Origin of the sequence: Microbacterium sp. MMO-20 (assembly GCF_037147735.1) — a bacterium.
GTDB lineage: Bacteria > Actinomycetota > Actinomycetes > Actinomycetales > Microbacteriaceae > Microbacterium.
The window spans coordinates 53,580-78,140 of the sequence record NZ_JBBCUU010000009.1 but is presented as its reverse complement, the minus strand read 5'-3'; the positions used below and the strand labels follow the sequence as shown (position 1 = coordinate 78,140).

Below are 24,561 nucleotides of genomic sequence, written 5' to 3'. Positions count from 1 at the left end.
GCCTCATCCGCTTACAGGAGAACGAGACAGACATGACCACCGACATCCCCGATCGTCCCCGCACCCTGGCCGAGAAGGTCTGGGACGACCACCTCGTCGTCAAGGGCGAGAACGGCGAACCCGACCTCATCTACATCGACCTGCACCTCGTGCACGAGGTGACGAGCCCGCAGGCCTTCGATGGCCTCCGCGCCGAGGGCCGACCGGTGCGCCGGCTCGACCTCACGATCGCCACCGAGGACCACAACACGCCGACCCTGCAGATCGACAAGCCGATCGCAGATCTCACGAGTCGTACGCAGATCGAAACCCTGCGCCGAAACGCCGAGGAGTTCGGTGTGCGCCTGCACTCGCTCGGCGACAAGGAGCAGGGCATCGTGCACGTCGTCGGCCCGCAGCTCGGCCTCACGATGCCGGGCATCACCGTCGTCTGCGGCGACAGCCACACCTCGACGCACGGTGCCTTCGGTTCGATGGCGTTCGGCATTGGCACGAGCGAGGTCGAACACGTGCTCGCGACGCAGACGCTGCCGCTCAAGCCCTTCAAGACGATGGCGATCACTGTCGAGGGGGAGCTCCGTCCCGGCGTCACGGCGAAGGACATCATTCTCGCGATCATCGCCAAGATCGGCGCGAACGGTGGCCAGGGGTACGTGCTGGAGTTCCGCGGCAGCGCGATCCGCTCCCTCTCGATGGAGGGCCGGATGACGATGTGCAACATGTCGATCGAAGCCGGTGCACGCGCCGGTATGGTCGCGCCGGATGAGACGACGTTCGCCTACGTCAAGGGCCGTCCGCACGCCCCGACGGGGCAGGACTGGGACGACGCGGTCGCCTATTGGCGGACACTGCCGTCCGACGAGGGCGCCGTCTACGACGCCGAAGTCTTCCTCGACGCGGCGGAGCTCGAACCTTTCGTCACCTGGGGGACCAACCCCGGTCAAGGCGTCTCGTTGTCGGAGAGCGTGCCCGACCCGGCATCCTTCACCGATCCCAACGAACGCACCGCCGCCGAGCGTGCGCTCGAGTACATGGACCTTCGGGCCGGCACGCCGATGAAGGACGTGAGAGTGGATGCCGTGTTCATGGGCTCGTGCACCAACAGTCGCATCGAGGATCTGCGCGCATTCGCGTCGGTGATCGAGGGGCGCACGAAGGCGGACGACGTCCGCGTCATGGTCGTCCCGGGGTCGGCGCGCGTCCGGCTGGAGGCGGAGGCGGAGGGCCTCGACAAGATCTTCACGGATTTCGGTGCGGAGTGGCGCTTCGCCGGCTGCTCAATGTGCCTCGGAATGAACCCCGACCAGCTCGCTCCGGGGGAGCGGTGTGCGTCGACGAGCAACCGCAACTTCGAAGGCAGGCAGGGCAAGGGCGGACGCACGCACCTCGTGTCGCCGCTCGTCGCCGCTGCGACCGCCGTCCTCGGTCGCCTTGCGAGTCCGAGCGATCTGCCGACGCGAGTGGAGGTGTGACATGGAGAAGTTCACGACGCACACGGGTGTCGCCGCCCCGCTGACGCGCTCCGCGGTCGACACCGATCAGATCATCCCCGCCGTCTACCTCAAACGTGTCACGAAGACGGGCTTCGACGACGCGCTGTTCGCCAACTGGCGGCAGGACCCCGAGTTCGTGCTCAACCAGCCGGCTTTCGCCGGGGCCTCCATTCTCGTCGCGGGACCCGACTTCGGCACCGGGTCGAGCCGCGAGCACGCCGTGTGGGCGTTGCGCGACTACGGCTTCCAGGTGGTGCTCAGCCCCAAGTTCGCCGACATCTTCCGCGGCAACGCGGGCAAACAGGGTCTCGTCACGGGCGTCGTTTCGGAGGCCGACATCGAGGCGTTGTGGGCCGCGATCCAGGCCGATCCCGGTGTGCAGATGACGGTCGACCTCGTTGAGCGGACGGCGCAACTGGGTGATCTCCGAGTCTCCTTCGACATCGACGATTACACTAGGTGGCGGCTTCTCGAAGGGCTCGACGACATCGGGCTCACCCTGCGCAACGAGGACAAGATCGCGCAGTTCGAGGCCCGCCGAGAGGCGTGGCGGCCGCGGACGCTCCCCGTCCGCTAGCCGAGCCCGGACCTCCCGCACCCGGGAGTCACGCCGGCCCGCCCTCGATCCACAAGTGAGGTCCCTCGAATGAACACCCTCGTCAGTGATGCCTCGGCAGCACAGCCCAGCGGTCACAGCGGTGACCTGGACCCGATGGGAAGGATGCTCGTCATCCGCGGTGGGCGTCCGCTCACCGGCCGCGTCGAGGTGAAGGGTGCGAAGAACCTCGCGACGAAGGCGATGGTGGCGGCCCTGCTCGGAGAGACCGAGAGCGTACTGCGCGATGTCCCGGACATCAGCGACGTCCATGTCGTGCGTTCGCTCCTCGAGGTCCACGGCGTCACCGTGGAGGACGACGGCGAGGGCGTCCTGCGCCTCGACCCGTCGGGCGCAGTTTCGGCCCACTTCGAGGAGATCGATGCGCACGCCGGGGCGTCGCGCATCCCGATCCTCTTCTGCGGCCCGCTCCTGCATCTTCTCGGTCAGGCCTTCATCCCGGACCTGGGTGGATGCCGCATCGGTGATCGCCCGATCGACTTCCACCTCGACGCTCTGCGTGCGTTCGGGGCGACGGTCGACAAGCTCCCCAGCGGCATCCGGCTCTCCGCGCCGAAGGAGGGCCTGCACGGGGCGGACATCGAACTGCCGTACCCGAGCGTCGGAGCGACGGAGCAGGTACTGCTGACCGCGGTGCGCGCCAAGGGCACGACGGAGCTACGCGGTGCGGCGATCGAGCCCGAGATCATGGACCTCATCGCGGTGCTGCAGAAGATGGGCGCCATCATCTCCTACGAGCCCAACCGCGTGATCTTCATCGAGGGTGTCGACAGCCTGCGCGGGTACGACCACCGAGCGATCTTCGACCGCAACGAGGCCGCCTCGTGGGCGTGCGCGGCGCTCGCGACCGACGGTGACATCTTCGTGGGGGGCGCGAAGCAACCCGAGATGCTGACCTTCCTCAATGTGTTCCGGAAGGCCGGCGGCGACTTCGACATCGCGGAGGACGGCATCCGCTTCCGCCGCGGCGGGGCGCTCAAGCCCGTCGTCGTCGAGACCGACGTCCACCCGGGCTTCATGACCGATTGGCAGCAGCCGCTCATCGTGGCTCTGACGCAGGCCGAAGGTGTCTCGACCGTCCACGAGACGGTGTACGAGAACCGTCTGGGCTTCACGCAGGCGCTCAACAAGATGGGTGCCGACATCGTCGTGCACCCGGAGGGCTTCGCGAGCCCCGAGCGTCGTGTCGCGCGCCGCGCGCTCGAGCAGGCCGCCGTCATCACCGGACCCACACCGCTGCACGGCGCTGACGTCGTCGTCCCCGACCTCCGCGGCGGATACAGCTACGTCATCGCCGCCCTCGCTGCGGAAGGCACCTCGCACGTGCGCGGTGTCGAGATCATCCGTCGCGGGTACGAGAAGTTCTTCGACAAGCTCACCGCCCTGGGCGCCGACTTCGACGTCGTGGACTGAGGCCTCCCGGTGCCGCCGCGTCGTCGCGCCTCCCCGGAGAAGCGCCGCCCCAGTGTCTTCTGGGCGGCCGCCTGCATCGTCGTGCCTGTGACGGGACTCATCGCGAAGATCGAGATCACGGGGGCGGAGCACCTGCCGGAAGACGGTGCCTACGTCCTCGCGCCGAACCACTACAGCGAGTTCGACCCGATCATCGTCGCCGTTGCCACATGGCGGCTCGGCCGCGCGCCGCGCTTCATGGCGAAGGAGAGCCTGTTCCGCGTGCCGGTACTCGGAGCGCTCCTGCGGGCGACGGGGATGATCCCGGTAGCCCGCGCGACGACCGCCGCCGCCGCTAAGCAGACGATCGTGCAGGCCGAGCAGCTGGCCTCGGACGGACGCGGCGTCATCGTGTATCCCGAGGGATCCCTCACACGCGATCCGGGTCTGTGGCCCATGCGCGGGAAGACCGGCGCCGTGCGTCTCGCGCTCGCGGGGGAGCTCCCCGTCATCCCGATGGCGACGTGGGGCGTCCAGCGGATTCTGCCGCGCTACGGCAAGCTGAGCCTCTGGCCGCCTCGCAAGCGGGTGCGCGTCGCGCTCGGCCCTGCCGTCGACCTCGACACCTACCGCAGCGGGCCCCGCACGAATTCGAATCTCGTCGCCGCGACAGACGCCGTCATGGCGGACATTGCGGGGCTGCTGGCGGATCTGCGGGGTGAGGCCGCCCCTGCCGAGCGGTGGGACCCGGCGGTCCACGGACAGAAGGAGACGGGGCGCCTTGAGTCCGAGAGCTGACGGCCGCCGGATCGACTCCGGGATGCCACGGATCGCGGTCATCGGCTCGGGGAGCTGGGGGACGACGTTCGGCAAGGTCCTCGCCGACGGCGGGGCGCACGTCGTCATGTGGGCGCGCCGCGCGGAGCTCGCCCACGAGATCCAGGAGGGGCACCGGAACAGCGAATATCTGCCCGGCATCAACCTTCCGCGCAACATGTCGGCGACGACGCACCTCTCGGAGGCTCTCGACGGAGCCTCGCAGGTGTACCTCGCGATCTCCAGCCAGGCCCTGCGCCAGAACCTCAAGGCGGTGCGCCCGCTCGTCTCGAGCGGTGATGCGCCGGTCGTCTCACTCATGAAGGGCGTCGAGAAGCGCTCCGGGCTGCGGATGAGCCAGGTCATCGAGCAGGAGCTGCATTGCGACCCGGACCGCATCGCCGTGGCATCCGGCCCGAACCTCGCCCTCGAGATCGCGCGGGAGCAGCCGACGGCCGCGGTCATCTCCTCGACGAGCCGAGAGACGGCCGAAGCGGTCGCTCTGAGGGCGCGGAACGGCTATTTCCGTACGTTCGTGAACACCGATGTCATCGGCACCGAGTTCGGCGGAGTGCTGAAGAACCTCATCGCGGTCGCCATCGGCATCGTCGACGGCGTCGGCTACGGCGAGAACACGAAGGCCTCCATCATCACCCGCGGACTCGTGGAGATGACCGACTTCGCCGTCGCCTACGGTGCGCAGCCCGAGACGCTCCAGGGTCTCGCCGGGCTCGGCGATCTGATTGCGACGTGCCAATCGCCGCTCAGTCGCAACAACACGGCGGGGCGTCTGCTCGGCCAGGGATACAGCTTCCAGGACGTCGTGAAGCAGATGAACCAGACGGCGGAGGGGCTCGCGTCGGTCGCGCCCGTTCTGCAGCTCGCACGTGACGCGGGGGTGCAGATGCCCATCGTCGAGCAGGTGAAGATGGTGCTCGACGGCACGATGAATCCCCGCGATATCGCTCCACATCTAACGACCGACGACGACAAGCCCGCGGGCGAAAGGACCGAGAATGGACAAAGCGGTGGTGGCGGTGCTCTTCGGCGGTCGCTCCAGCGAGCACTCGATCAGTTCCGCAACGGCCGGGGGCGTCCTGCGGGCGATTGACCGCGAACGGTTCGACGTCATCCCGATCGGCATCACGCGCGACGGTGCGTACGTGCTCGAGGACGACGACCCGGACAAGTTCGCCCTTGACCCGGGGCACCTTCCGGAGGTCGTCGACAACGGCACGCGGATCCTGTGGCCCGATTCCGCGCGATCCCGCGAGCTGCGGGTCGCCGACGCCGACGGCGTCCGCTCGCTGGGTGACATCGACGTGGTCTTCCCGATCCTGCACGGTCGGTTCGGCGAGGACGGCACGATTCAGGGCTTCCTCGAGCTGCTCGATCTGCCGTACGTCGGCGCCGGACTGCTCATGTCGGCCATCGGCATGGACAAGCACACGACGAAGCAGGTGCTGCGCTCGGCGGGTGTTCCGGTCGTGCCGTGGGTCACGCTCACGCGCGGCGATCTCGCCCGTGATCGCACCTACGCAGACCGTCGTCTTCATGCCTTGGGGCTTCCGGTCTTCGTCAAGCCCGCTCGCGCCGGGTCCAGCGTCGGCGTGTCCAAGGTGTCGGCGTGGGACGAGCTGGATGCCGCGCTGGAGACCGCCTTCGCCGAGGACCGCACAGTGCTCGTCGAGCAGGCCGTCGTCGGTCGCGAGGTCGAGTGCGGCGTGCTGCAGGGCCGTGCCGGCAGCGAGCCGCGGGTGAGCGTCGCCGGCGAGATCGTCATCACGGGCCGAGACTTCTACGACTTCGACGCGAAGTATTTGGGTGCGCCGGGCATCGACCTCGTCTGCCCGGCCGAGCTCGCACCCGGTGAGCTCGCCGAGATGCAGCGCATCGCCGCCCGGGCCTTCGAGGCGGTCGGTGGGGAGGGCCTCTCCCGGGTCGACTTCTTCTTCACAGGCACCGAGTTCTTCGTCAACGAGGTGAACACGATGCCGGGCTTCACGCCGATCTCGATGTTCCCGACGTGCTGGATCGCGTCGGGTCTCAGCTACCCCGACCTCATCACAGAGCTCGTCGAGCTCGCGCTCGAGCGCTGATCGGCTAGGACGCGGGGCGGTTCGTGCAGGTCGCGCCCGTCGTCGGCAGCTGGCCGACCGCGGGTCCGAGGTCGGTCAAGACCTGCGATCCCGACACCTCGTCGTAGTCGAGGTAGACCTCGACGGCGGGGGAGCGCCCGAAAGTCGTGAACCGATAGTGCGGGGCATCGGAGTCGTCGATGAGCCAGTCGACGCCGGCACGGGTGTCGCACGGCAGAGTGGAGGGGCCGGGCTCGGCGACGCCGCAGGTCACGAGGACGGTCGTCGGGTCACCCCACGCTCCGGTCGCCTGTGCGTCCGTCCAACGCCGTGACTGGCCGTCGACACTGTCGGGGAGGCGAACGGTCACGGCGGCGCAGGCCGGGTCGTTCGCAGCTTTCGCGGGCGTCATCGAGACGGTCGACGAGCAGCCGGCGAGAAGCGCGGCGACCGCCGCGACCACGAGGACGAGGGCGGGCACGCGCGGTCGGGACACTCCACCAGGCTACCGTGGAGGGATGGACGCAGAGCACGCCGCATCGCCCGACGAGACGGTCGGTGCCCTGGGCGAGAAGGCCGTACTGGCGCGCGTGCTGGCCGCGCTGCACGGCTCGTCGCGTGCGCTCGTCGGGCCGGGCGACGACGCGGCGGTGCTCTCCGCGCCCGGGGGACGCGTCGTCGTCTCGACCGACACCCTCGTGCACGGACCGGACTTCCGGCTCGCGTGGTCGAGCGGATACGACCTCGGCTGGAAGGCGGCGGCCGTCAATCTCGCCGACATTGCGGCGATGGGAGCGGCTCCGACGGCGCTGTTCGTCGCGCTCGCGCTCCCCGATGCCACATCGGTGTCGTTCGTGGCGGACCTCGCGCGTGGCCTCCGGGAGGCGTGCGACGCGCTCGCACCGGGCTGCGGCGTCGAGGGGGGCGACCTCACGGCATCCGATGTCTTGACGATCGCCGTGACGGCGATCGGCGTGCCGCAGGGTGCCGAGCCCGTGCTGCGGTCGGGGGCGCGCCCGGGTGACGTCGTCGCCGTCGCGGGCTCCCTCGGCCCCGCGGCGCGGGGACTCGCCCTGCTCTTCGACCGGTTCCGCGACGGGACCGGCGCCCCGATCCCCGTGGCCCCTGCCGCGCTCACGGCCACCGAGCACGACGACCTCGCCGCGCAGCTGCGGCCCGCCCCGCCCATCGGTCTCGGACCCGTGGCGGCGCACGCGGGTGCGACCGCGATGATGGACGTCTCCGACGGTCTGCTGCTGGATGCCACGCGCCTCGCCGACGCCTCGGCGGTGACGATCGAGCTCGACGGGGGCCTCGACGACGACGCGCTGCGCGGGGGAGAGGACCACGCTCTGCTCGCGTGCTTCCCGCGCGACCGGGCGCTGCCGACCGGGTTCGCGGCGATCGGGCGCGTCCTCGCCCGTGGAGTGGTGCCCGTCTCGATCGCGGGGGTGCCGGTCTCCGGGCACCTCGGCTGGGACCCGCACCACGACTGGGACGCCGGGCGCGGCTGAGCGGCGCCGAGGCGCGTTCGTCAGTCCGCGCTGTGCAGCCACCACAGCGTCGTGTCGCCGTAGCGTTTCGAGCGATCGAGGGCGAGCCCCACGGGCAGGGACGGCTCGCCGGAGCGCGTGGCGCGTTCGACGACCACCGTGGCCTCGTCCGCGAGCCGGGGGACGAGGAGGGTGAGCGTCTCTGTGAGGGCGTCCTCGGGCAGGTCGTACGGCGGATCGATGAAGACGAGATCGTAGGCGGTGGACGTGCCCCGCAGGTAAGTGTCGGCGGCGGCGCGATGCACCCGCGCTGGCGGCGCCCCGAGCGCTTTGGCGACGGCGCGAGCGTTGCGCTCCGCGACGGATGCCGCGCGCGGCGCCTTCTCGACGAGATCGGCGGCCGCGGCCCCGCGGCTGAGCGCCTCGAGGCCGAGGGCACCGGAGCCGGCGAAGAGGTCGAGCACGACCGCGTCGCGGACGGCGTCCGCCGACTCGAGTGATCCGAACAGTGATTCGCGCACGCGGTCGCTGGTCGGCCGGGTGCCGGCATCGGGCACTGCCAGCGTGAGGGAGCCGGCGCCTCCGGCGATGATGCGCGTCACGCGTCTCAGCCTACCGAGCGGGTCTCAGGCCGCCTCGGCGGCCTCGTTCTGCAGGCGCGGCTCCGTGCGTCGCTCGGGCCGCAGGCCCGCCTTGTCGGCATAGAAGGCGCGGATCACATCCATATCCGCGGCGACGTCCCCCGTGAGCTCGATCGTGGGGCCGAGGCCGGTGGTCATCGTCGTCCTGTCGACGTAGCCGAGCGTCACCGGCATATCGGTCGCGCGCGCGATGCGGTAGAAGCCGCTCTTCCAGTGCGTGTTCCCGTCGCGGGTGCCGTCGGGAGTCACCACGAGGCCGAACACCTCACCGGAGCGTACGCGTTCGACGACCTCCGCGACGACGCGGCTCGCGTCGTCGCGCTGCACGGGAATGCCGCCCAACGCCCGCATGACGGGTCCGCGCCAGCCGGCGAACAGGCTCGCCTTGCCGAGCCAGCGGACCGGGATCCCGAGCCGCCACGAGATCGCGAGCATGAGGACGAAGTCCCAGTTCGAGGTGTGCGGGGCGCCGATGAGCACCGTGGGGCGGGTGGGTGCGGGTTCGGTGCTCAGCGTCCAGCGGCTGCACAGCCAGTACGCGCGCGCGAGGAGACGGCGGATCACGTGAGAACTGTACGTGGCGGCATATTCCGTTTCGGACGTATGCCGTCGGCACCCCTGCCTAGACTTCTCGCATGACTTCGCTCACGCTCGACTCGACCCTTGTCGACGCGTTGGGCGCGAAGACGGCGGGGGTCTTCGAGCGCGCCTTCGGTCACGTGGTCGTGGGCGACCTCCTGAACCACTATCCGCGGCGCTACGCGCGGCGCGGCGAGCTCACGCCGATCGCCTCACTGCCGCTCGGAGAGCAGGTCACGATCGTCGCGGAGGTGCGCTCGGTCTCGTCGCGGCCGATGAAGCAGCGATCCGGCTCCATCGTCGAGGTCGTCATCAGCGATGGTGTCGGCGCTCTCACCCTCACCTTCTTCAACCAGAAGTGGCGGGCGGATCAGCTGCGCGTCGGACGGCAGGGGATCTTCTCGGGCAAGGTCGGCCAGTTCAAGGGACACCAGCAGCTCGCCCACCCCGACTACGAGCTCTTCGACGACGAGGACGCCGCGCGGCTGAACGCCGAGGTGCAGCAGCACACACCGATCCCGATCTATCGCGCGACCAGCACCGTCGCGAGCTGGCAGGTGCAGAAGGCCGTCGGCGACGTCCTCGATAGGCTCGGTCCCGTCCCCGAACCCCTTCCCGATCCGTTCCGGCGCGCCCAGGGGCTGTGGGACGCCGACACGGCGCTCCGGCGCCTCCATGCGCCGATCGACTTCGACGACGTCGAACCCGCCCGAGCGACGATGCGCATGCACGAGGCGTTCGTCCTCCAGACGGCGCTTCTGCAGCAGCGACAGTTCGTCCGCGCGCTGTCGGCGACGGCACGCCCGGCCGGCGATCTGCTCGCGCGCTTCGACGCGCGTCTGCCTTTCGATCGAACCGATGATCAGATCGCCGTCGGCGACGTCATCGCTCACGATCTCGAGGGAGCGTGGCCGATGAACCGCCTCGTCCAGGGGGAAGTCGGTTCGGGGAAGACGCTCGTCGCCCTGCGCGCGATGCTGCAGGTCGCCCAGTCCGGCGGCCAGTCCGCGCTCATCGCTCCGACCGAGGTGCTCGCGGCGCAGCACGTCCGGTCGATCGCACGCATGCTCGGGCCCGAGCTCGCTCCCGAGCTCATGCCGACACTCCTGACGGGGCAGCTGCCCGCCGCCGAACGGCGGAAGGCGGCGCTCCGTGCGGCATCCGGCCAGTCCCGCATCGTCGTCGGCACACATGCGTTGCTGAGCGCCTCGACGACGTTCGTCGACCTCGGGCTCGTCGTCGTCGACGAGCAGCACCGCTTCGGCGTCGAACAGCGCGAGACCCTGCGCGCGAAGGGCACGGCCCCGCACGTGCTCGTCCTCACAGCGACGCCGATCCCGCGCACGGTCGCGATGACCGTGTTCGGCGATCTCGACGTTTCGACGATCCGCACTCTCCCGGCGGGGCGCGCGGGCATCACGACGCACGTCGCACCACTCGCCGAGAAGCCCGGGTGGTTCGGCCGGGTGTGGGATCGGGCGGCGGAGGAGGTCGCACAGGGACGTCAGGTCTTCGTCGTGTGCGCCGCGATCGATGCCGAGGCGGGCGTCAAGGGTCAGGAGGAGCCCGAGCCCGTGCCCGTCCTGGAGGGGGAGCAGCCGCGCACCCGCTGGGGCGTCGTGCAGGTGCGGGAACTCCTGGCATCCCATCCTCGTTATGACACGATCCGGGTCGAGACGCTCCACGGCAGGATGCCGGGGGAGCAGAAGGATGCCGTCATGCAGGCCTTCGCCCGGGGCGAGATCGACGTGCTCGTCGCCACGACCGTCGTCGAGGTCGGAGTCGACGTGCCCAATGCGTCGACCATGATCATCCTCGAGGCGGACCGCTTCGGCGTCTCGCAACTCCATCAACTGCGCGGGCGCGTGGGGCGCGGAGCGCTCCCGGGGCTCTGCCTCCTCGTGACTGAAGCCCCCGAAGGGACGCCGGCGCGCTCGCGAGTGGACGCGGTCGCCGCGACGACCGACGGATTCGCGCTGGCCGAGGTCGACCTGGAGCTGCGCGGCGAGGGCGACGTCCTCGGTGATGCCCAATCCGGCGCACGGTCGTCGTTGCGGCTCCTTCGCGTCGTCGCCGACGCCGACGTGATCGCAACCGCCCGGGAGGCGGCCGAGCGCGTGCTGGCGGAGGATCCTGCCCTCCTCGCGCACCCCGGACTCGCGGATGCACTGCGTCGCCGCCTCGGGCGCGAGGAGCGCGCGGCTCTGGCCAAGAACTGAGGAAGAGGCCGAGAACGGGCGGATAGGCTGAGGGGCATGAACAACCGCATCGCGGTCGTCCCGGGTTCGTTCGACCCGCCGACACTCGGTCATCTCGACGTCATCCGCCGAGCCGCGGCTCTCTACGACCAGGTGCATGTGCTGGTTGTGCACAATCCGGGCAAAGAGGCGATGCTGCCGATCGCGCAGCGCCTGACGCTGCTCGAGCAGTCGATCAGCGAACAACGAGTTCCCGGCAACATCGTCGTCGCCGCGTGGAGCATGGGCCTTCTGGTCGACTATGCGCACGACGTGAACGCCGGGGTGCTCGTCAAGGGCATCCGCTCCCAGGTCGACGTCGCGTACGAGACGCCGATGGCGATCGTCAACCGGCACCTCGCCGAGATCGAGACGGTCTTCCTCCTGCCCGATCCCGCACATGCCCTCGTGTCGAGCTCGCTCGTTCGTCAGGTGGCCGCCCTCGGTGGTGACGTGTCGCCGTTCGTCCCCGGTCCCGTCGCCCGCTTCCTCGACACCGGCGCGCGCGAGCACTGATCGGCCTTGCCCCGCCGCTGCGCCGGTAGCATTGACCCGTGGTCAGAAAGCATGTGAACGGCCCGTTCGTCTTCCCGGTGCGCGACATCTTGCATCGCTCAGGGGAGATGCGCGAGTTCGAGATCGAGGTGCCCGCTCCCGAGAAGTGGGGTGAGGGACTCGTGTCCGTCGCGGAGGGCGAACCCGTCGCGGTCGACGTCCGTCTGGAGGCGGTACACGAAGGCATCCTCGTCACCGCCGACATCCGCTCCCGGTACACCGGAGTGTGCGGACGGTGCCTCACCGACGTGGCCGAGCCCGTCGAAGTCGAGTTTCAGGAGCTCTTCGGGTATTCTGAAGATGAAGCGAACGACTTCGAGGTTCAAGACGACCACGTGGATCTTGAAACTCCGGTCAGGGATTCGATCGTCCTATCGCTTCCGTTCCAACCGGTGTGCCAGCCGGATTGCCCCGGTCTTGATCCGGTCACGGGCGAGAAGCTGGCGGAAGGCGCCGTGCCGGAAACCCCGATCGACGATCGATGGATCGCGCTGGCCGCGCTGAAGGCCGACACCACAGACCACGACGCCGACGCAGCGCGCGACGACGTCTCCCACACAGAGAAGAGCTAGCCATGGCAGGTAACCCCCCGAAGCGGAAGGTCTCCCGCTCGAACACTCGTTCGCGTCGCGCGCAGTGGAAGGCCGAGGCCCCCACGCTCGTCAAGACCGTCGAGAACGGCAAGGTCGTCTACAGCCGTCCGCACCAGGCGAAGGTCGTCACCGACTCGCAGGGCACCGAGCTGTTCCTCGAGTACAAGGGCCGCAAGGTCGCCGACGTCTGATCGTCGCGCCCTGATGGACGCGCAGATCGAGCACAACGTGCTCACCGACAAGCTCGGGGTCGATATCGACCCCGAGCTTCTGTCGCTGGCGCTCACACACCGCTCGTTCGCCTACGAGAACGGCGGGGTGCCGCACAACGAGCGCCTGGAGTTCCTCGGCGATTCGATCCTCGGTCAAGCGGTGACGGTGCATCTGTACACGACGCACCCCGATCTCGAGGAGGGTGCCCTCGCCAAGCGACGTGCGAGCGTCGTCTCGACGGTCGCCCTCGCCGAGGTCGCCCGCTCGATCGGACTCGGCGCGCACGTGCGGCTGGGCCGCGGCGAGGCGCAGACGGGCGGGCGCGACAAGGATTCGATCCTCGCCGACACGATGGAGGCCGTCATCGGCGCCACGTTCCTCTCGGCGGGGCCCGAGGCATCCACGTCTCTCGTGCTGCGACTCGTCGCACCGCTGATGGCCGACCCGGAGCGCTATGGGGCGGCGATGGACCCCAAGACGAGTCTGCAGGAGCTCGCTGCGCGCCTCGGGCTGGAGCCGCCCCGCTACGTGGTCGAGGCGGAAGGCCCCGACCACAACCGCGTCTTCACGGCCACGGTGACGGTCGGCGACACGGCACGCACCGGGACCGGGACGAGCAAGAAGCACGCCGAAATGGCCGGCGCCCTCGCCGTGTGGCATGCCCTGAGCGACCGCGACTGAACGCGCGTGCCCGAGCTCCCCGAAGTCGAGGTCGTCCGCGCGGGTCTCGCCCCCGCGGTCGTCGGTGCACGGATCGAGTCGGTGACCGTGTCCGATGAGCGGGCGCTCACGCGCCACGCCGGAGACGGCGCGGCGTTCGAGCGTGCGCTGATGGGCCGCACCATCTCCGCCGCCGCCCGCCGAGGGAAGTTCCTCTGGCTGCCTCTCGAGGACAGGGGGCCGGGCAACTCCGAGGCGATCGTGGGTCATCTGGGTATGAGCGGGCAATTGCTGCTGCGGGCGCCCGGGGCGGCCCCGGAGCGGCACGAGCGGATCCGACTCGACATCGCGCATCCGGAGCACGGCGAACTGACGGTCGTCTTCGCCGATCAGCGCACGTTCGGCTCGCTCGCGGTCGATGGTCTCGTGCCCACGGCCGACGGTGCCGCGGGCGGATGGGGCACGGACGCCGCGGTGGTGCCCACACAGGTCGCCCACATTGCGCGAGATCCCCTCGATCCCGCCTTCTCGGACGTCCGGTTCTTCCGGACGGTGCGCGCCAAGCGCTCCGCGATCAAGCGCATCCTGCTGGATCAGACGGTCATCAGCGGCGTCGGCAACATCTACGCCGACGAGTCGCTGTGGGCCGCTCGGGTCCACCCCGAGACGCCGGGGGAGAACCTGTCACCTCGATCAGTGAATCTTCTGTTGCACGAGATCCGCGCCGTGCTCGAGAAGGCTCTCGCCGAAGGCGGCACCAGCTTCGATGCTCAGTACGTCAACGTCAACGGGCAGGCGGGCTACTTCGCGCACTCCCTCAACGCTTATGGTCGTGAAGGGATGCCGTGCCCGCGCTGCGGGCGCCCGATCGTGCGCGCCTCGTTCATGAACCGCTCGAGCCACTTCTGCGCTCGGTGCCAGCGCCCGCGTCGGTGACGCGCGGACGCCGACACCGACGCCTCAGTCCAGCCGCTTCTCCCACGCGCCGCAGACCGTGCTCGGGGTGAAGCCCAGTGCCTCGTTGACATCCAGCATGGGGCGGTTCTCCTCGGCGTTGAAGGTCGAGATGCACGGCGACTCGGGGACGAAGTCGCGCCAGCGCAGGATGTTCGCGCACTTGACGACCGTGCCGAGTCGATGGCCGCGGTGCTCGCGCACGACGAGCGTGCCCCACTGGTGCGTCGTGCGCGCCCGATCGCGTCCGATGGAGAGTTCGTTGTACGCGACGATCCGGCCCGTCGGCGCATGCTGGACGGCAGCGACCGAGAGGAGGGTTCCCGCTTGCGCGAGGCGCTCGTCTCGGCGCTCGACGCGCGCGGCATCCCACACCTCCTCTGTCACGGTCAGCTCACCTTTGGGGACATCGGTCGACATGCGCGACAGGACGAACGCGAAGCTCTCGCGCAGCTCAGCCGGCGTCGGCGGCGTGAACGTGACGAGCCGGTACTCCGGCCCGGCGACGGTGAGCGCCTCGACGAGCATCTCCCGCACCCGGTCCAGAGGCCCGGTGAGGTCGAACAGGCTGTTGCGATCGACCTGCGCGAGGGAGAACCCGTGATCCAGATAGGTGCGCGCTGTCTCGTCGAGGGGCACCGACCCGACACCCGAGGGCGCGTCGAGCCGCCCGGCGCGGTCGTCGATGCGATGGATGGTGTACGTCTGCAGCGCCGTCCGCCCCATCGCTCGCGCCTCTGACTCCAGGCGTGCGAAGAGGGCCATCTCCACCGAGCCATCGCGGGCGTCCGCGGCGACGCCGAGCTCGAACTCGACCTCGCGCGCGTCCTCCTCGCAGGGAGCCTCGATGATCAGGGCACCTACGGCGCGGCCGGTGTCGTCGTGCGCGAGAAACCCGAGTCGGCGTCGGTCCGATTGGTCCTTCCAGCCGGGGAGTGCCTCCCTCGGGTAACTGCGCAGGTGATCGAGACCGATGTCGTGCTCCAGCGCGTCACCGAGCAGAGTGATCATCACCGAGAACGGCGTCGGCTCGTCGCCGTCGAGCCGATCGGGGACGGGAACCGGAACGATCGTCGTCATGTCAGGACCTTCTGCCACGCGCCGTTGTAGGCGACCGGGACGAAGCCGATCGCCTCGTTGATGTCGAGCATGGGGCGGTTCTCCTCAGCGTTGTAGGTGATGACGCGCGGCGACTGCGGGGCGATCCGCGCGCGCCACGTCTCCAGGCCCGCACATTTGACGAGCTGTCCCAGGCGATGTCCGCGGTGCTCCTTCAGCACGAGCGTGTCCTCCTGCTGGCTCGCGCGGTGCGGGTCGGCCCCGATGACGAGCTCGTTGAACGCGACGAGGTCGCCGGTTTCGACGTGCTGGGCGGCCGTGACGAGCATGGTGCGGCCGCCGTCGACAATGCGTGCATCGTGCAGGGCGACCCGCTCGGCGTCCCACGCCTCCTCGTCGAACTCGAGCGCACCCATCGGCGTGTCCGTCGACATCCGAGACTTCATCCAGGCGTAGCCGACGGTGTACTCGGGCGGAGTGGGCGCGGTCCACTGCACGATGCGATAGCCGGCGGCGGCGCGCTCCGCGGCGGCGCGTAAGCGCGCGACGGTGTCGATGGATGCCGCCAGGTCGAGCGCGCTCTCGCGCTCGACCTGTTCGAGCGCATATCCGTGTCGCAGGTAGAAGCGTGCGACGTGGTCTTTCGGAATCGATCCGTGACCCGTCGGCGCCGGGACTCGGCCGACGTCCTCACTCTCGTCGGGGTGCGCGCCCCAGGACTGCAGGACGGTGCGACAGTGTTCCCGTGCGGTCTGCTCGACCAGGGCGTAGGCCGCCGACCCGATGCCCTGGCCCCAGTGCTCGCGGAGCAGTTCGATGAGCCAGAAAGCGCCGTGCGATCCGTCTTCGAGGGGAATGTCGACCGTCATCCGGCCGATCTGGCGAGCGTCTCGAAAGATCCCCCACGCGTGGCGGATCTGCTCCGAGCTCGGCTGATAGTGCGGCAGCAGCTCGGTCGGGTCGAGGGTGTCGTCGTCGCGACCCGTGAGCTCGCGTGCGATCTCATTGCGCACACGGGTGTACTCGGCGAACTCGGCGGCGTCCGCGGCATCCATCGATGCGGGAACGGTGAGCGGGCGGAACTCCACCCCGGGGATATCGGTCATGAGAGCGTCCTCAGTGGTTCAGGGGAAGGGCAGAGGAGGGCGTGGGCGGGCGGATGCGCCCGCCCACACCTCACAGGAACGGACGGACCTGCAGCAGGCGCTGCCAGTCGTGATCCCGCTGCAGGCGCTCGCGCTGGGCGAGCCGGATGCGGCGCTGGTCGTGGGCGGAAGCGTCGACGTGCGACGCGGAGAAGTTATGCATGAGCGGGTGCCTTCTGGTGGGGGTGCGCGAGCGTTCGGACCGAGCGGACGCGCGAGGAAAGGTGCCGGGCTGCGGCTGCGGCGTGCAACGATTCGACGTTGCGCCGATGGCGAGGTGTCGCCGGGGACGTGCGGGCGGCGTCACGTCCAACGATGGACGGAGCTCTCCCGTGAACCGGTCAGACGGCCGTGGGAGTCGCGATCGTGCTCGCGGCGCCGAAGGAGCGGGCCCCGGTGTACGCGACCGTGGGAGCGAATGCTCCAGTGGTTTCGATCTGCATCATCATGTCCGGGACCTCCTTTCTCGACTTCCGACGCGGTCTGTCACGTTAGACCCAACTCGACCGCCGCGTCAAGCAGGCGTCGGGCGCGTCGTCCGATAGCGTGGTGCGCACACGAGCCGCGGAGGAACCCCAGATGCACCTGAAGAGCCTGACGCTCAAAGGGTTCAAGTCGTTCGCGCAACCGACGACGTTCGCCCTCGAACCGGGCGTCACCTGCATCGTCGGGCCCAATGGTTCAGGGAAATCCAACGTGGTCGACGCCCTCGCGTGGGTCATGGGCGAACAGGGCGCCAAGACCCTCCGCGGCGGCAAGATGGAGGACGTCATCTTCGCCGGCACCTCCACCCGCGGACCACTCGGTCGCGCCGAGGTGCAGCTGACGATCGACAACGGCGACGGGGCGTTGCCGATCGAGTACAGCGAAGTCACGATCAGTCGGACGCTGTTCCGCAACGGCACGAGCGAATACGCGATCAACGGGGAGAGCTGCCGCCTCCTCGACGTCCAGGAGCTTCTCAGCGATTCGGGACTCGGGCGCGAGATGCACGTGATCGTCGGACAGGGCCGCCTCGACAGTGTGCTGCAGGCCTCCCCGGAGGACCGGCGCGGCTTCATCGAGGAGGCGGCCGGCATCCTCAAGCACCGCCGTCGCAAAGAGAAGACCCTCCGCAAGCTCGAGGCGATGCAGGCGAACCTCACGCGGTTGAGCGATCTCGCGGGAGAGCTCCGCCGGCAGCTCAAGCCGCTCGGCAAGCAGGCCGAGATCGCGCGTGAGGCTGCCACGATCGCCGCGGTCGTGCGCGACGCGAAGGCGCGACTCTACGCGGCTGACCTCGTGGCCCTCCGCACCCAGCTCGCCGACCATGCTCGCGGCGAGCAGGAACGTCACGCCGAGCGCCTCGTCCTCCAGGATCAGGCCGACCAGCTGAAGCTGCGGATCGACACGGTCGAGGCGCAGCAGCGCTCCGAGGCCGTGGATGCCGCGCGGGGCGTCTCGTTCGCGCTCGAGCGGGTTCAGGAGCGCCTGCGGAGCCTTTACTCGCTCGCGGGCCAACGGCTCGCCCTCCTCGAGGACGACGGCGCGCTCGCGATCGAGGTCGCAACGGTGAGCCAGGCAGCGATCGATGAAGCGCGCGCCGAAATCGATGAGATCGCGGCCGGCCTCGGAGATGCGCAGGATGCCGCGGCGGCCGCTGGTCGCGAAGTCATCCGCGCACGCGCCGAGCTCGACGCGCTCGACGTGGACATCGCTGCACAGAGCGCCCTCGTCTCGGAACACGATATGCGGATCACGAAGCTGCGCGGCGCTGCGGATGCCGCTGGGTCGCGCCTGGAGGCGGTGCGTGCGGCCGTCGATCGCGCGCAGAAGGCGCTGGACGCCGCGCTCGCCCGCCGCGGCGAGGCCGAGGAGGCTCTCGCCGGCGTGGACCCGACGCTGGCTCCCGAGGGGTCGGCCGGGGAGCACGCGGCGGAGTACGAGCGGGCACAGCGTGCCGCGTCCGCCGCAGAAGCGGACGTCACGGGGCTGCGGGACCGCCTCCACGCCGCGGAGCGTGAGCTCGAGTCGCTGACGGCGCAGTCGACCGCGCTCGGCCGCGCGCTCGATGTGCGCAATGCCGCCGCCGCCCTCATCGAGCGCGGCGGTCGCGGGGTGCGCGGACTCGTCGGAGACGCGGTGAAGGTCAGACCCGGTTACGAAGCGGCGATCTCCGCGGCCCTCGGCTCCCTCGCGGAGGGCGTTCTCGTCGACGACGTCGATGCCGCTCTGGAACTCGCACGCATCGCCGCGGGCGAAGACCTCGGGCGCGTGGACATCGCGATCGCCGGTGCGGGCGCGATGACGCCGTCCCTTGCTGGGCTCGCCGGCGTGACACCGGCGGTCGATGTGCTCACGGCACCGGAGGGCGTGCGCGGAATCCTTGCGTTCACCGCGATCGTGGACGACCTCGACGCCGCCTACGCAGCGGCAGCGAGCGTGGCGGCGCGCGAAGTGGGCGGTGCCGTGACGATCGTGACCCGTGCGGGCGAGATCGTCACGGAGCAGACGATCCGCGCCGGTGCGGGGGGCGGGCGTTCGCGACTCGAGCTCAGTGCCGAGCGTGACGCGGCCACGGCGCAGCTCGCCGAGATCCGCGTGGTCGTCGACTCACTGCGCGAAGCACTCGCCGATGCTCAGAGCGCATGGGAGGACTCGCGCCGTCACACCCGCGAGTCGCTCCAGCGGCTGCGCGACCACGACGCCGCGCTGGCAGCACACGCGGAACAGGTCAATCGCGCCACGGTGAGGCACGAAGCCGCCGTCGCCGAGTGCGAACGTCTGGCCGCTGGTCTCGCCCAGGTCGAAGCGACCGTCGCGGATGCCGAGAAGGCCGCTCGCGATGCGACCGAGGCGCTGACGCGGGCTCAGGAGACACCTCGCCCGATTCTCGACGCGTCGGCCCGCGAGGGTCTCCTCGCGGCGCTGGACATCACCCGAGACGCAGAGATGCGCGCCCGCCTCGACGTCGAGACGCTCAAAGAGCGCGTACGCGCGGGCGAGGCGCGAGTCGACCAGTTGTCCCGCCAGCGCGAGCGCGAGCGGGCCGCCGCCGAGGAAGCCGCCCGGCGCGCGGTGCTCCGGCGTGCGCAGCGCGCGATCGCCGCCGAGGTGACGGACACGCTGCCCCCGCTGCTCGATTCCGTCGACCGGTCGGTATCGCAGGCCCGCGTCGAACTGCAGTTCGCCGAACAGGAGCGCACCGCGTTGACGGCCGAGCTGTCGCAGCTGCGTGCACAGGATGCCGACGTGCGCGAGCGGCTCGCGCAGCTCACGGAGAGTGTGCACGGACTCGAGCTGCAGATGCACGAAAAGCGTCTGCACGTGACGAGCCTCCTGGAGCGAGTGGCATCCGAACTCGCACTCGACGAGAATATTCTCGTTTCGGAATACGGCCCGGATCAGCTCGTTCCCCCCGCGGCCGACAGCGACGAACCACGACCGTTCGATCAGGCCGAGCAGCGACGTCGTCTGCAGGATGCCGAGCGCAAGCTCGGGCAGCTGGGACGAGTGAACCCACTGGCGCTCGAGGAGTACGCCGCGCTGGAGCAGCGGCACGCCTTCCTCACGGAGCAACTCGCCGACCTCGTGCAGACGCGGAAGGACCTCGAGACGATCATCGGCGAACTCGACGAGCGGATGCAGACGATCTTTCTCGCCGCCTTCGAGGACACCCGGACCGCCTTCGGCGAGGTCTTCCCGATCCTCTTCCCCGGGGGTTCCGGCAGCATCTCGCTCACGGACCCCGACAGCCCGCTCACGACGGGGATCGAGGTCGCGGTCCGTCCCGTCGGCAAGAAGATCGAGCGCCTCTCCCTGCTCTCGGGCGGAGAGCGCTCGCTCGCGGCGGTCGCGCTGCTGACCGCGATCTTCAAGGCTCGGCCGAGTCCGTTCTACATCCTCGACGAGGTCGAGGCCGCCCTCGATGATGCGAACCTCGGCCGCCTGTTGGGCGTGTTCGAACAGCTGCGTGCGTCGAGCCAGCTCATCGTCATCACCCATCAGAAGCGCACGATGGAGATCGCCGATGCCCTCTACGGTGTCTCGATGCGGCAGGACGGCGTGTCTGCGGTCGTCGGTCAGCGCGTGCGTCAACGCGAGTCCGCGTGAGCAGCGTTCTGCCGACGTCGACGCGTGAGCCGTCGCGCCGATCGGGCGGCTACCGAGGCAGCATGCCCCGTCCCCCTCGCCCCCGTCGCGTGGCGTCGACTGCGGGGGTTGCGGTGATTGCTGCCGTTCTGGGGGCGCTCCTGACGGCGTGCGTTCCGACGGCATCGTTCGATGGCACCGGCGCGTCGACCTCCTCGTCGTCTGCCCCGACGCCGACATCGTCCGCGGGACCGTCGGACGACCTCGACACGCCGGAGGACCTCACCTTCGCCGCCGGCGCTGTGCTCGGTTCGCGCCTTCGCGCGCAATGGGCCGACAGTCTGATCGCTGACGCCGATTACACCCTGACGACGCCCGACGACGGAAACGGAAACTGGGCGTACACGCAGAGCGCGACGCAGTGCGAGGTGCGCTTCTGGCAGGGGGACGTATCCGCCATCGCCGCGCCGGACGATGATCGATCCCTCTCGGACGCGGTGCTCGCGACCTGGCTCCAGGTGAGCGCGGACCAGGTGACGGCGGTCGCACAGGACGACGCCGTCGGTTATGTGCCCGGCACCAGCGGTTCGACGCAGGTGCGCGTCGTCAGCGGCAGCACCTCGTCCGGGGGGACGTGGATCGCGGCTGCGCGGGGACTCGGCGCCATCCACGGCGGGTTCCTCGTGCAGGTCACCTGTCCGTCCGGCCAGGACCCGCAAACGCTGTACGGGTCGCTGCGCGCGGACAAGCTCGTGATCGTTGTCGGGCCCGGCCTCTAGCGCGCGCGGCCGGTTCCCGTCCGCCCTGCGCGTACCCTGCCCGTAGGCTGAAAGCATGGCTGAATCCTCCTGGTCGCTCGGTCGCGCTCTGCGTGGCATGTTCGTCAAGCCCACGATCGACGAGAGCACGTGGGACGACCTCGAGACGGCGCTCCTGACGGCCGACTTCGGCCCCGACATCTCCGAGCGCATCGTCGACGAGCTGCGCGAGAAGGTCGACCGCTACCGCACGACCGATCCGCGGGACCTGCAGCGCATGCTCAAGGAGACCCTCGAGGAGCACTTCGCGAAGTTCGACACGACGCTCCGGCTCACCGAGCGCCCCGCCGTCGTCCTCGTCGTCGGCGTGAACGGCGTCGGCAAGACGACGACGATCGGAAAGTTCGCGAAGTTCCTGCAGCGCTACGGACGGTCCGTCGTCGTCGGGGCGGCAGACACCTTCCGCGCCGCGGCCGTCGATCAGCTGGCGACCTGGGCCGAGCGCGGAGGAGCGACGATCGTGCGACCGCAGCACGAAGGCCAGGACCCGGCATCCGTCGCGTATCAGACGATCGACTATGCGAAGGCGCACGGCACCGAGATCGTGCTCGTCGACACCGCGGGACGGCTGCACACCAAGGGCGGCCTCATGGACGAGCTCACCAAGATCCGGCGGGTGATCGAGAAGCAGGCGCCGATCAGCGAAGTGCTGCTGGTGCTGGATGCCACGACCGGCCAGAACGGCGTCATGCAGGCTGAGGCGTTCCTCGAGCACGCGGGCGTCACCGGGCTCGTGCTCACCAAGCTCGACGGGTCCGCGAAGGGCGGCTTCGTCCTCGCGGTGCAGGAGCGCACCGGCATCCCGGTGAAGCTCCTGGGACAGGGCGAAGGCATCGGCGACCTCACGGGCTTCACGCCGCACGTGTTCGCATCCGCGCTCGTGGACTGATGCACGCGGCCCAGGTGGACTGAGCGCCCCGTCGGTGGTTGCATAGGGACATGGCGATCGAGCACGACTACTTCGGACTGCTGGAGTCCGGTCCCGACGGATCGATCTTCTGGTCCGAGACCGTCGGCTTCGCGGATCAGCGCGTGACGGTCGATCTCACGGCGCCCGATCAGGACGATGTCTCGCAGGACGCCCTCGATGTCGCGGCGGCGATGATCTCGTCGCTCGAAGACATCGACATCACCGCGCGCAACGCGATGATCTCCGAGCTCGACGACCGTACCAGTGAGGTCACCGAATACCTCCTGCAGCAGCAGGAAGCGTTCGGCGAGAATCTCGAGGACGTCCTCGTCGACATCTCCGGAGACGTGCAGATCGACATCATCCGGTCGCTGCAGCTCGTGAGCATGACGATCCTGGCCGACGAGCACGGGGGGACCGACCCGTTCGCCGTCCTCGAGTACGCCCTCGATGCCGACGCGACCGACGACGTGCTGCTCGTGCACCTGACGAGCGACGGTCAGGTGCAGTCGGTCACGAGCGCCGACTGACCGGGCGCAGGACGCGGAAGACGTCTACACCGCCTGCGCGAACTCGGTCTCCTTCGCGAGGTGCGACAGGTGCGCGGGGATCGGGCGCCCCTTCGAGAGCATCGACTGCGCCCAGAGGCGACCAGCCCGGTATGACGAGCGCACGAGAGGACCCGCGAGCACGCCGAGGAATCCAATGCGCTCCGCTTCCTCCTTGAACTCGACGAACTCCTGCGGCTTGACCCAGCGTGCCACGGGCAGGTGCCGCGGCGAGGGCCGCAGATACTGCGTGATGGTGATGATGTCGGTGCCGGCATCGTGCAGGTCGTGGAGCGCCTGTACGACCTCCTCCGGCTCCTCACCCATGCCGAGGATGAGGTTCGACTTCGTGATGAGCCCCGCCGCGCGCGCCTGCGTCAAGACATCGAGCGAGCGCTCGTAGCGGAACGCCGGGCGAATGCGTTTGAAGATGCGCGGCACCGTCTCGACGTTGTGCGCGAAGACTTCGGGGCGCGCGTCGAAGACCTCGTTCAAGAGGTGCGGTTCGCCGTTGAAGTCCGTCGCGAGAAGTTCGACGCCCGTGCCCGGGTTGACGGCGTGGATCTGACGGATCGTCTCCGCGTTCAGCCACGCTCCGCCGTCCGGGAGGTCATCGCGGGCGACGCACGTCACCGTCGCGTAGCGCAACTGCATGCGCCGCACGCTGTCGGCCACGCGGCGCGGCTCGTCCGTGTCGTAGTCGGCGGGTTTGCCGGTGTCGATCTGGCAGAAGTCGCAGCGACGCGTGCACTGCGACCCGCCGATGAGGAACGTCGCCTCGCGGTCCTCCCAGCACTCGTAGATGTTCGGGCAGCCGGCCTCCTGGCACACGGTGTGCAGCTGCTCGCCCTTCACGAGCGACTGGAGGGCCTGGTACTCGGGGCCCATCTTCGCCTTCGTGCGGATCCATTCGGGCTTGCGCTCGATCGGCGTCTGCGCGTTGCGGATCTCGAGCCGTAGCAGCTTCCGGCCCCCCGTGTCGACGGACGGACCCGAGGGAGCGCCAGCTCCGCAGGCGCTCATGCGGCGACCTCCGACGAGGCGAAGGATGCCTGGAACGCCGCGATCACGGCATCCACGACGTCTGCGGGACGCACATCGCGACCGAGCACCTCGCTCATCGTCGTGACACCCGCATCGGAGATGCCGCACGGGATGATCTGCGAGAAGGGCAGCAGCGAGTTGTCGCAGTTGAGAGCGAAGCCGTGCATCGTCACGCCGCGTTGAACACGGACGCCGATCGCCGCGATCTTGTCCTCGGAGAGCGGTCGGCGCACCCAGACGCCGCTGCGGCCCTCGACGCGGTACCCCTCGATGCCGAAGCCGGCGAGGACGTCGATCAGAATGCTCTCGAGGCGCCGCACGTGCGCCACGACATCGACCGGTTCGCGCAGGCGCACGATGGGATATCCGACGAGCTGACCGGGACCGTGCCATGTGATCTTGCCGCCACGGTCGACGTCGATCACGGGGGTGCCGTCGGTCGGCCGCTCGTGCCGCGCCGTGCGCGCGCCCGCCGTGAAGACGGGCTCGTGCTCGAGCAGCAGCAGCGTGTCGGGGCGCGTGCCGCTGACCACATCGGCGTGGATCTCACGCTGTCGTGCCCACGCGTCGGGGTAGGGGATGAAGGCAGGGGCGAGTCCCACCGTCTGGACGTCGAGCATGACGCTCCTTCGCATCGGTTTGTGTA

The 24,561-nt window shown here is 69.5% G+C and carries 25 protein-coding genes; 17 read left to right on the top strand and 8 right to left on the bottom strand.

Going from position 1 to position 24,561, the window contains the following annotated elements:
* The first annotated feature begins 32 nt into the window (after positions 1-32).
* The 6 genes from leuC to WFI52_RS11990 all read left to right on the top strand — a co-directional run bounded on the left by leuC (position 33) and on the right by WFI52_RS11990 (position 6,416).
* On the top strand, positions 33-1,472 hold the full coding sequence (gene leuC / locus WFI52_RS12015; protein ID WP_336627253.1) for a 3-isopropylmalate dehydratase large subunit: 1,440 nt from the start codon (positions 33-35) through the stop codon (positions 1,470-1,472).
* Position 1,473: 1 nt separating this feature from the next.
* Complete coding sequence (gene leuD / locus WFI52_RS12010; protein WP_336627252.1) at positions 1,474-2,070, top strand: 3-isopropylmalate dehydratase small subunit; 597 nt, start codon at positions 1,474-1,476, stop codon at positions 2,068-2,070.
* A gap of 69 nt (positions 2,071-2,139) precedes the next feature.
* Positions 2,140-3,522, top strand: coding sequence for a UDP-N-acetylglucosamine 1-carboxyvinyltransferase (murA, locus tag WFI52_RS12005; protein WP_336627251.1), 1,383 nt, complete (start codon positions 2,140-2,142; stop codon positions 3,520-3,522).
* 9 nt (positions 3,523-3,531) lie between these two features.
* Entirely contained in the window at positions 3,532-4,299 is a 768-nt protein-coding gene (locus WFI52_RS12000) for a lysophospholipid acyltransferase family protein (protein WP_336627250.1), read from the top strand.
* 22 nt (positions 4,300-4,321) lie between these two features.
* On the top strand, positions 4,322-5,428 hold the full coding sequence (locus WFI52_RS11995; RefSeq protein WP_336627299.1) for an NAD(P)H-dependent glycerol-3-phosphate dehydrogenase: 1,107 nt from the start codon (positions 4,322-4,324) through the stop codon (positions 5,426-5,428).
* Positions 5,334-6,416, top strand: coding sequence for a D-alanine--D-alanine ligase family protein (locus WFI52_RS11990; protein WP_336627249.1), 1,083 nt, complete (start codon positions 5,334-5,336; stop codon positions 6,414-6,416). The genes WFI52_RS11995 and WFI52_RS11990 overlap by 95 nt, the downstream gene beginning before the upstream one ends.
* Before the next feature lie 4 nt (positions 6,417-6,420).
* Here the strand turns inward: WFI52_RS11990 and WFI52_RS11985 are convergent, their stop codons facing one another.
* On the bottom strand, positions 6,421-6,891 hold the full coding sequence (locus WFI52_RS11985) for a DUF3515 family protein (protein WP_336627248.1): 471 nt from the start codon (positions 6,889-6,891) through the stop codon (positions 6,421-6,423).
* A gap of 22 nt (positions 6,892-6,913) precedes the next feature.
* Between WFI52_RS11985 and thiL the strand changes: the two genes are divergently transcribed.
* Positions 6,914-7,909, top strand: a complete 996-nt coding sequence (gene thiL / locus WFI52_RS11980) for a thiamine-phosphate kinase (RefSeq protein WP_336627247.1) — start codon at positions 6,914-6,916, stop codon at positions 7,907-7,909.
* 20 nt (positions 7,910-7,929) lie between these two features.
* Here the strand turns inward: thiL and rsmD are convergent, their stop codons facing one another.
* Together rsmD and WFI52_RS11970 are read right to left on the bottom strand one after the other, a co-directional pair.
* A complete protein-coding gene (rsmD, locus tag WFI52_RS11975; protein WP_336627246.1) occupies positions 7,930-8,490 on the bottom strand; it encodes a 16S rRNA (guanine(966)-N(2))-methyltransferase RsmD in 561 nt (186 codons plus the stop codon).
* Positions 8,491-8,514: 24 nt separating this feature from the next.
* Positions 8,515-9,093 carry a 1-acyl-sn-glycerol-3-phosphate acyltransferase gene (locus tag WFI52_RS11970; RefSeq protein ID WP_336627245.1) on the bottom strand — a complete coding sequence of 193 codons (579 nt, stop codon included), beginning with the start codon at positions 9,091-9,093 and terminating at the stop codon, positions 8,515-8,517.
* A gap of 71 nt (positions 9,094-9,164) precedes the next feature.
* Here WFI52_RS11970 and WFI52_RS11965 point away from each other — a divergent pair, with 71 nt between their 5' ends.
* The 6 genes from WFI52_RS11965 to mutM are packed head-to-tail and all read left to right on the top strand — an operon-like array spanning position 9,165 to position 14,302.
* On the top strand, positions 9,165-11,327 hold the full coding sequence (locus tag WFI52_RS11965) for an ATP-dependent DNA helicase RecG (protein ID WP_336627244.1): 2,163 nt from the start codon (positions 9,165-9,167) through the stop codon (positions 11,325-11,327).
* Between the two features lie 36 nt (positions 11,328-11,363).
* Positions 11,364-11,861 carry a pantetheine-phosphate adenylyltransferase gene (gene coaD, locus WFI52_RS11960; RefSeq protein WP_336627243.1) on the top strand — a complete coding sequence of 166 codons (498 nt, stop codon included), beginning with the start codon at positions 11,364-11,366 and terminating at the stop codon, positions 11,859-11,861.
* A 53-nt stretch (positions 11,862-11,914) separates the two neighbouring features.
* Complete coding sequence (locus WFI52_RS11955) at positions 11,915-12,472, top strand: YceD family protein (protein ID WP_336627298.1); 558 nt, start codon at positions 11,915-11,917, stop codon at positions 12,470-12,472.
* Between the two features lie 2 nt (positions 12,473-12,474).
* Positions 12,475-12,684: a 50S ribosomal protein L32 gene (gene rpmF / locus WFI52_RS11950; protein WP_127818873.1), complete on the top strand. Its 210-nt coding sequence runs from the start codon at positions 12,475-12,477 to the stop codon at positions 12,682-12,684.
* A 13-nt stretch (positions 12,685-12,697) separates the two neighbouring features.
* Positions 12,698-13,387, top strand: a complete 690-nt coding sequence (gene rnc / locus WFI52_RS11945) for a ribonuclease III (protein WP_336627242.1) — start codon at positions 12,698-12,700, stop codon at positions 13,385-13,387.
* Between the two features lie 6 nt (positions 13,388-13,393).
* Positions 13,394-14,302 carry a bifunctional DNA-formamidopyrimidine glycosylase/DNA-(apurinic or apyrimidinic site) lyase gene (gene mutM, locus WFI52_RS11940; RefSeq protein WP_336627241.1) on the top strand — a complete coding sequence of 303 codons (909 nt, stop codon included), beginning with the start codon at positions 13,394-13,396 and terminating at the stop codon, positions 14,300-14,302.
* 24 nt (positions 14,303-14,326) lie between these two features.
* On the opposite strand, the gene WFI52_RS11935 is transcribed toward mutM, so the two are convergent.
* The 3 genes from WFI52_RS11935 to WFI52_RS11925 all read right to left on the bottom strand — a co-directional run bounded on the left by WFI52_RS11935 (position 14,327) and on the right by WFI52_RS11925 (position 16,687).
* Positions 14,327-15,400 carry a GNAT family N-acetyltransferase gene (locus tag WFI52_RS11935; protein WP_336627240.1) on the bottom strand — a complete coding sequence of 358 codons (1,074 nt, stop codon included), beginning with the start codon at positions 15,398-15,400 and terminating at the stop codon, positions 14,327-14,329.
* Positions 15,397-16,485, bottom strand: coding sequence for a GNAT family N-acetyltransferase (locus WFI52_RS11930; RefSeq protein WP_336627239.1), 1,089 nt, complete (start codon positions 16,483-16,485; stop codon positions 15,397-15,399). Before WFI52_RS11930 ends, WFI52_RS11935 begins: the two co-directional genes overlap by 4 nt.
* 70 nt (positions 16,486-16,555) lie before the next feature.
* Complete coding sequence (locus tag WFI52_RS11925; RefSeq protein WP_336627238.1) at positions 16,556-16,687, bottom strand: hypothetical protein; 132 nt, start codon at positions 16,685-16,687, stop codon at positions 16,556-16,558.
* Between the two features lie 416 nt (positions 16,688-17,103).
* On the opposite strand from WFI52_RS11925, the gene smc reads away from it, so the two are divergent.
* The 4 genes from smc (at position 17,104) to WFI52_RS11905 (ending at position 22,853) form a co-directional block, all read left to right on the top strand.
* The gene (smc, locus tag WFI52_RS11920) at positions 17,104-20,616 is read left to right on the top strand and encodes a chromosome segregation protein SMC (RefSeq protein ID WP_336627237.1); all 3,513 of its coding nucleotides are present in this window, start codon (positions 17,104-17,106) and stop codon (positions 20,614-20,616) included.
* A 62-nt stretch (positions 20,617-20,678) separates the two neighbouring features.
* Complete coding sequence (locus tag WFI52_RS11915) at positions 20,679-21,374, top strand: hypothetical protein (RefSeq protein ID WP_336627236.1); 696 nt, start codon at positions 20,679-20,681, stop codon at positions 21,372-21,374.
* A gap of 55 nt (positions 21,375-21,429) precedes the next feature.
* Positions 21,430-22,302, top strand: a complete 873-nt coding sequence (gene ftsY / locus WFI52_RS11910; RefSeq protein ID WP_336627235.1) for a signal recognition particle-docking protein FtsY — start codon at positions 21,430-21,432, stop codon at positions 22,300-22,302.
* 50 nt (positions 22,303-22,352) lie between these two features.
* The gene (locus WFI52_RS11905) at positions 22,353-22,853 is read left to right on the top strand and encodes a DUF2004 domain-containing protein (RefSeq protein WP_336627234.1); all 501 of its coding nucleotides are present in this window, start codon (positions 22,353-22,355) and stop codon (positions 22,851-22,853) included.
* 24 nt (positions 22,854-22,877) lie between these two features.
* Here WFI52_RS11905 and lipA read toward each other — a convergent pair whose 3' ends face one another.
* The gene (gene lipA / locus WFI52_RS11900; RefSeq protein WP_336627233.1) at positions 22,878-23,894 is read right to left on the bottom strand and encodes a lipoyl synthase; all 1,017 of its coding nucleotides are present in this window, start codon (positions 23,892-23,894) and stop codon (positions 22,878-22,880) included.
* Complete coding sequence (lipB, locus tag WFI52_RS11895) at positions 23,891-24,535, bottom strand: lipoyl(octanoyl) transferase LipB (protein ID WP_336627232.1); 645 nt, start codon at positions 24,533-24,535, stop codon at positions 23,891-23,893. The genes lipA and lipB overlap by 4 nt, the downstream gene beginning before the upstream one ends.
* Between the last annotated feature and the right edge of the window lie 26 nt (positions 24,536-24,561).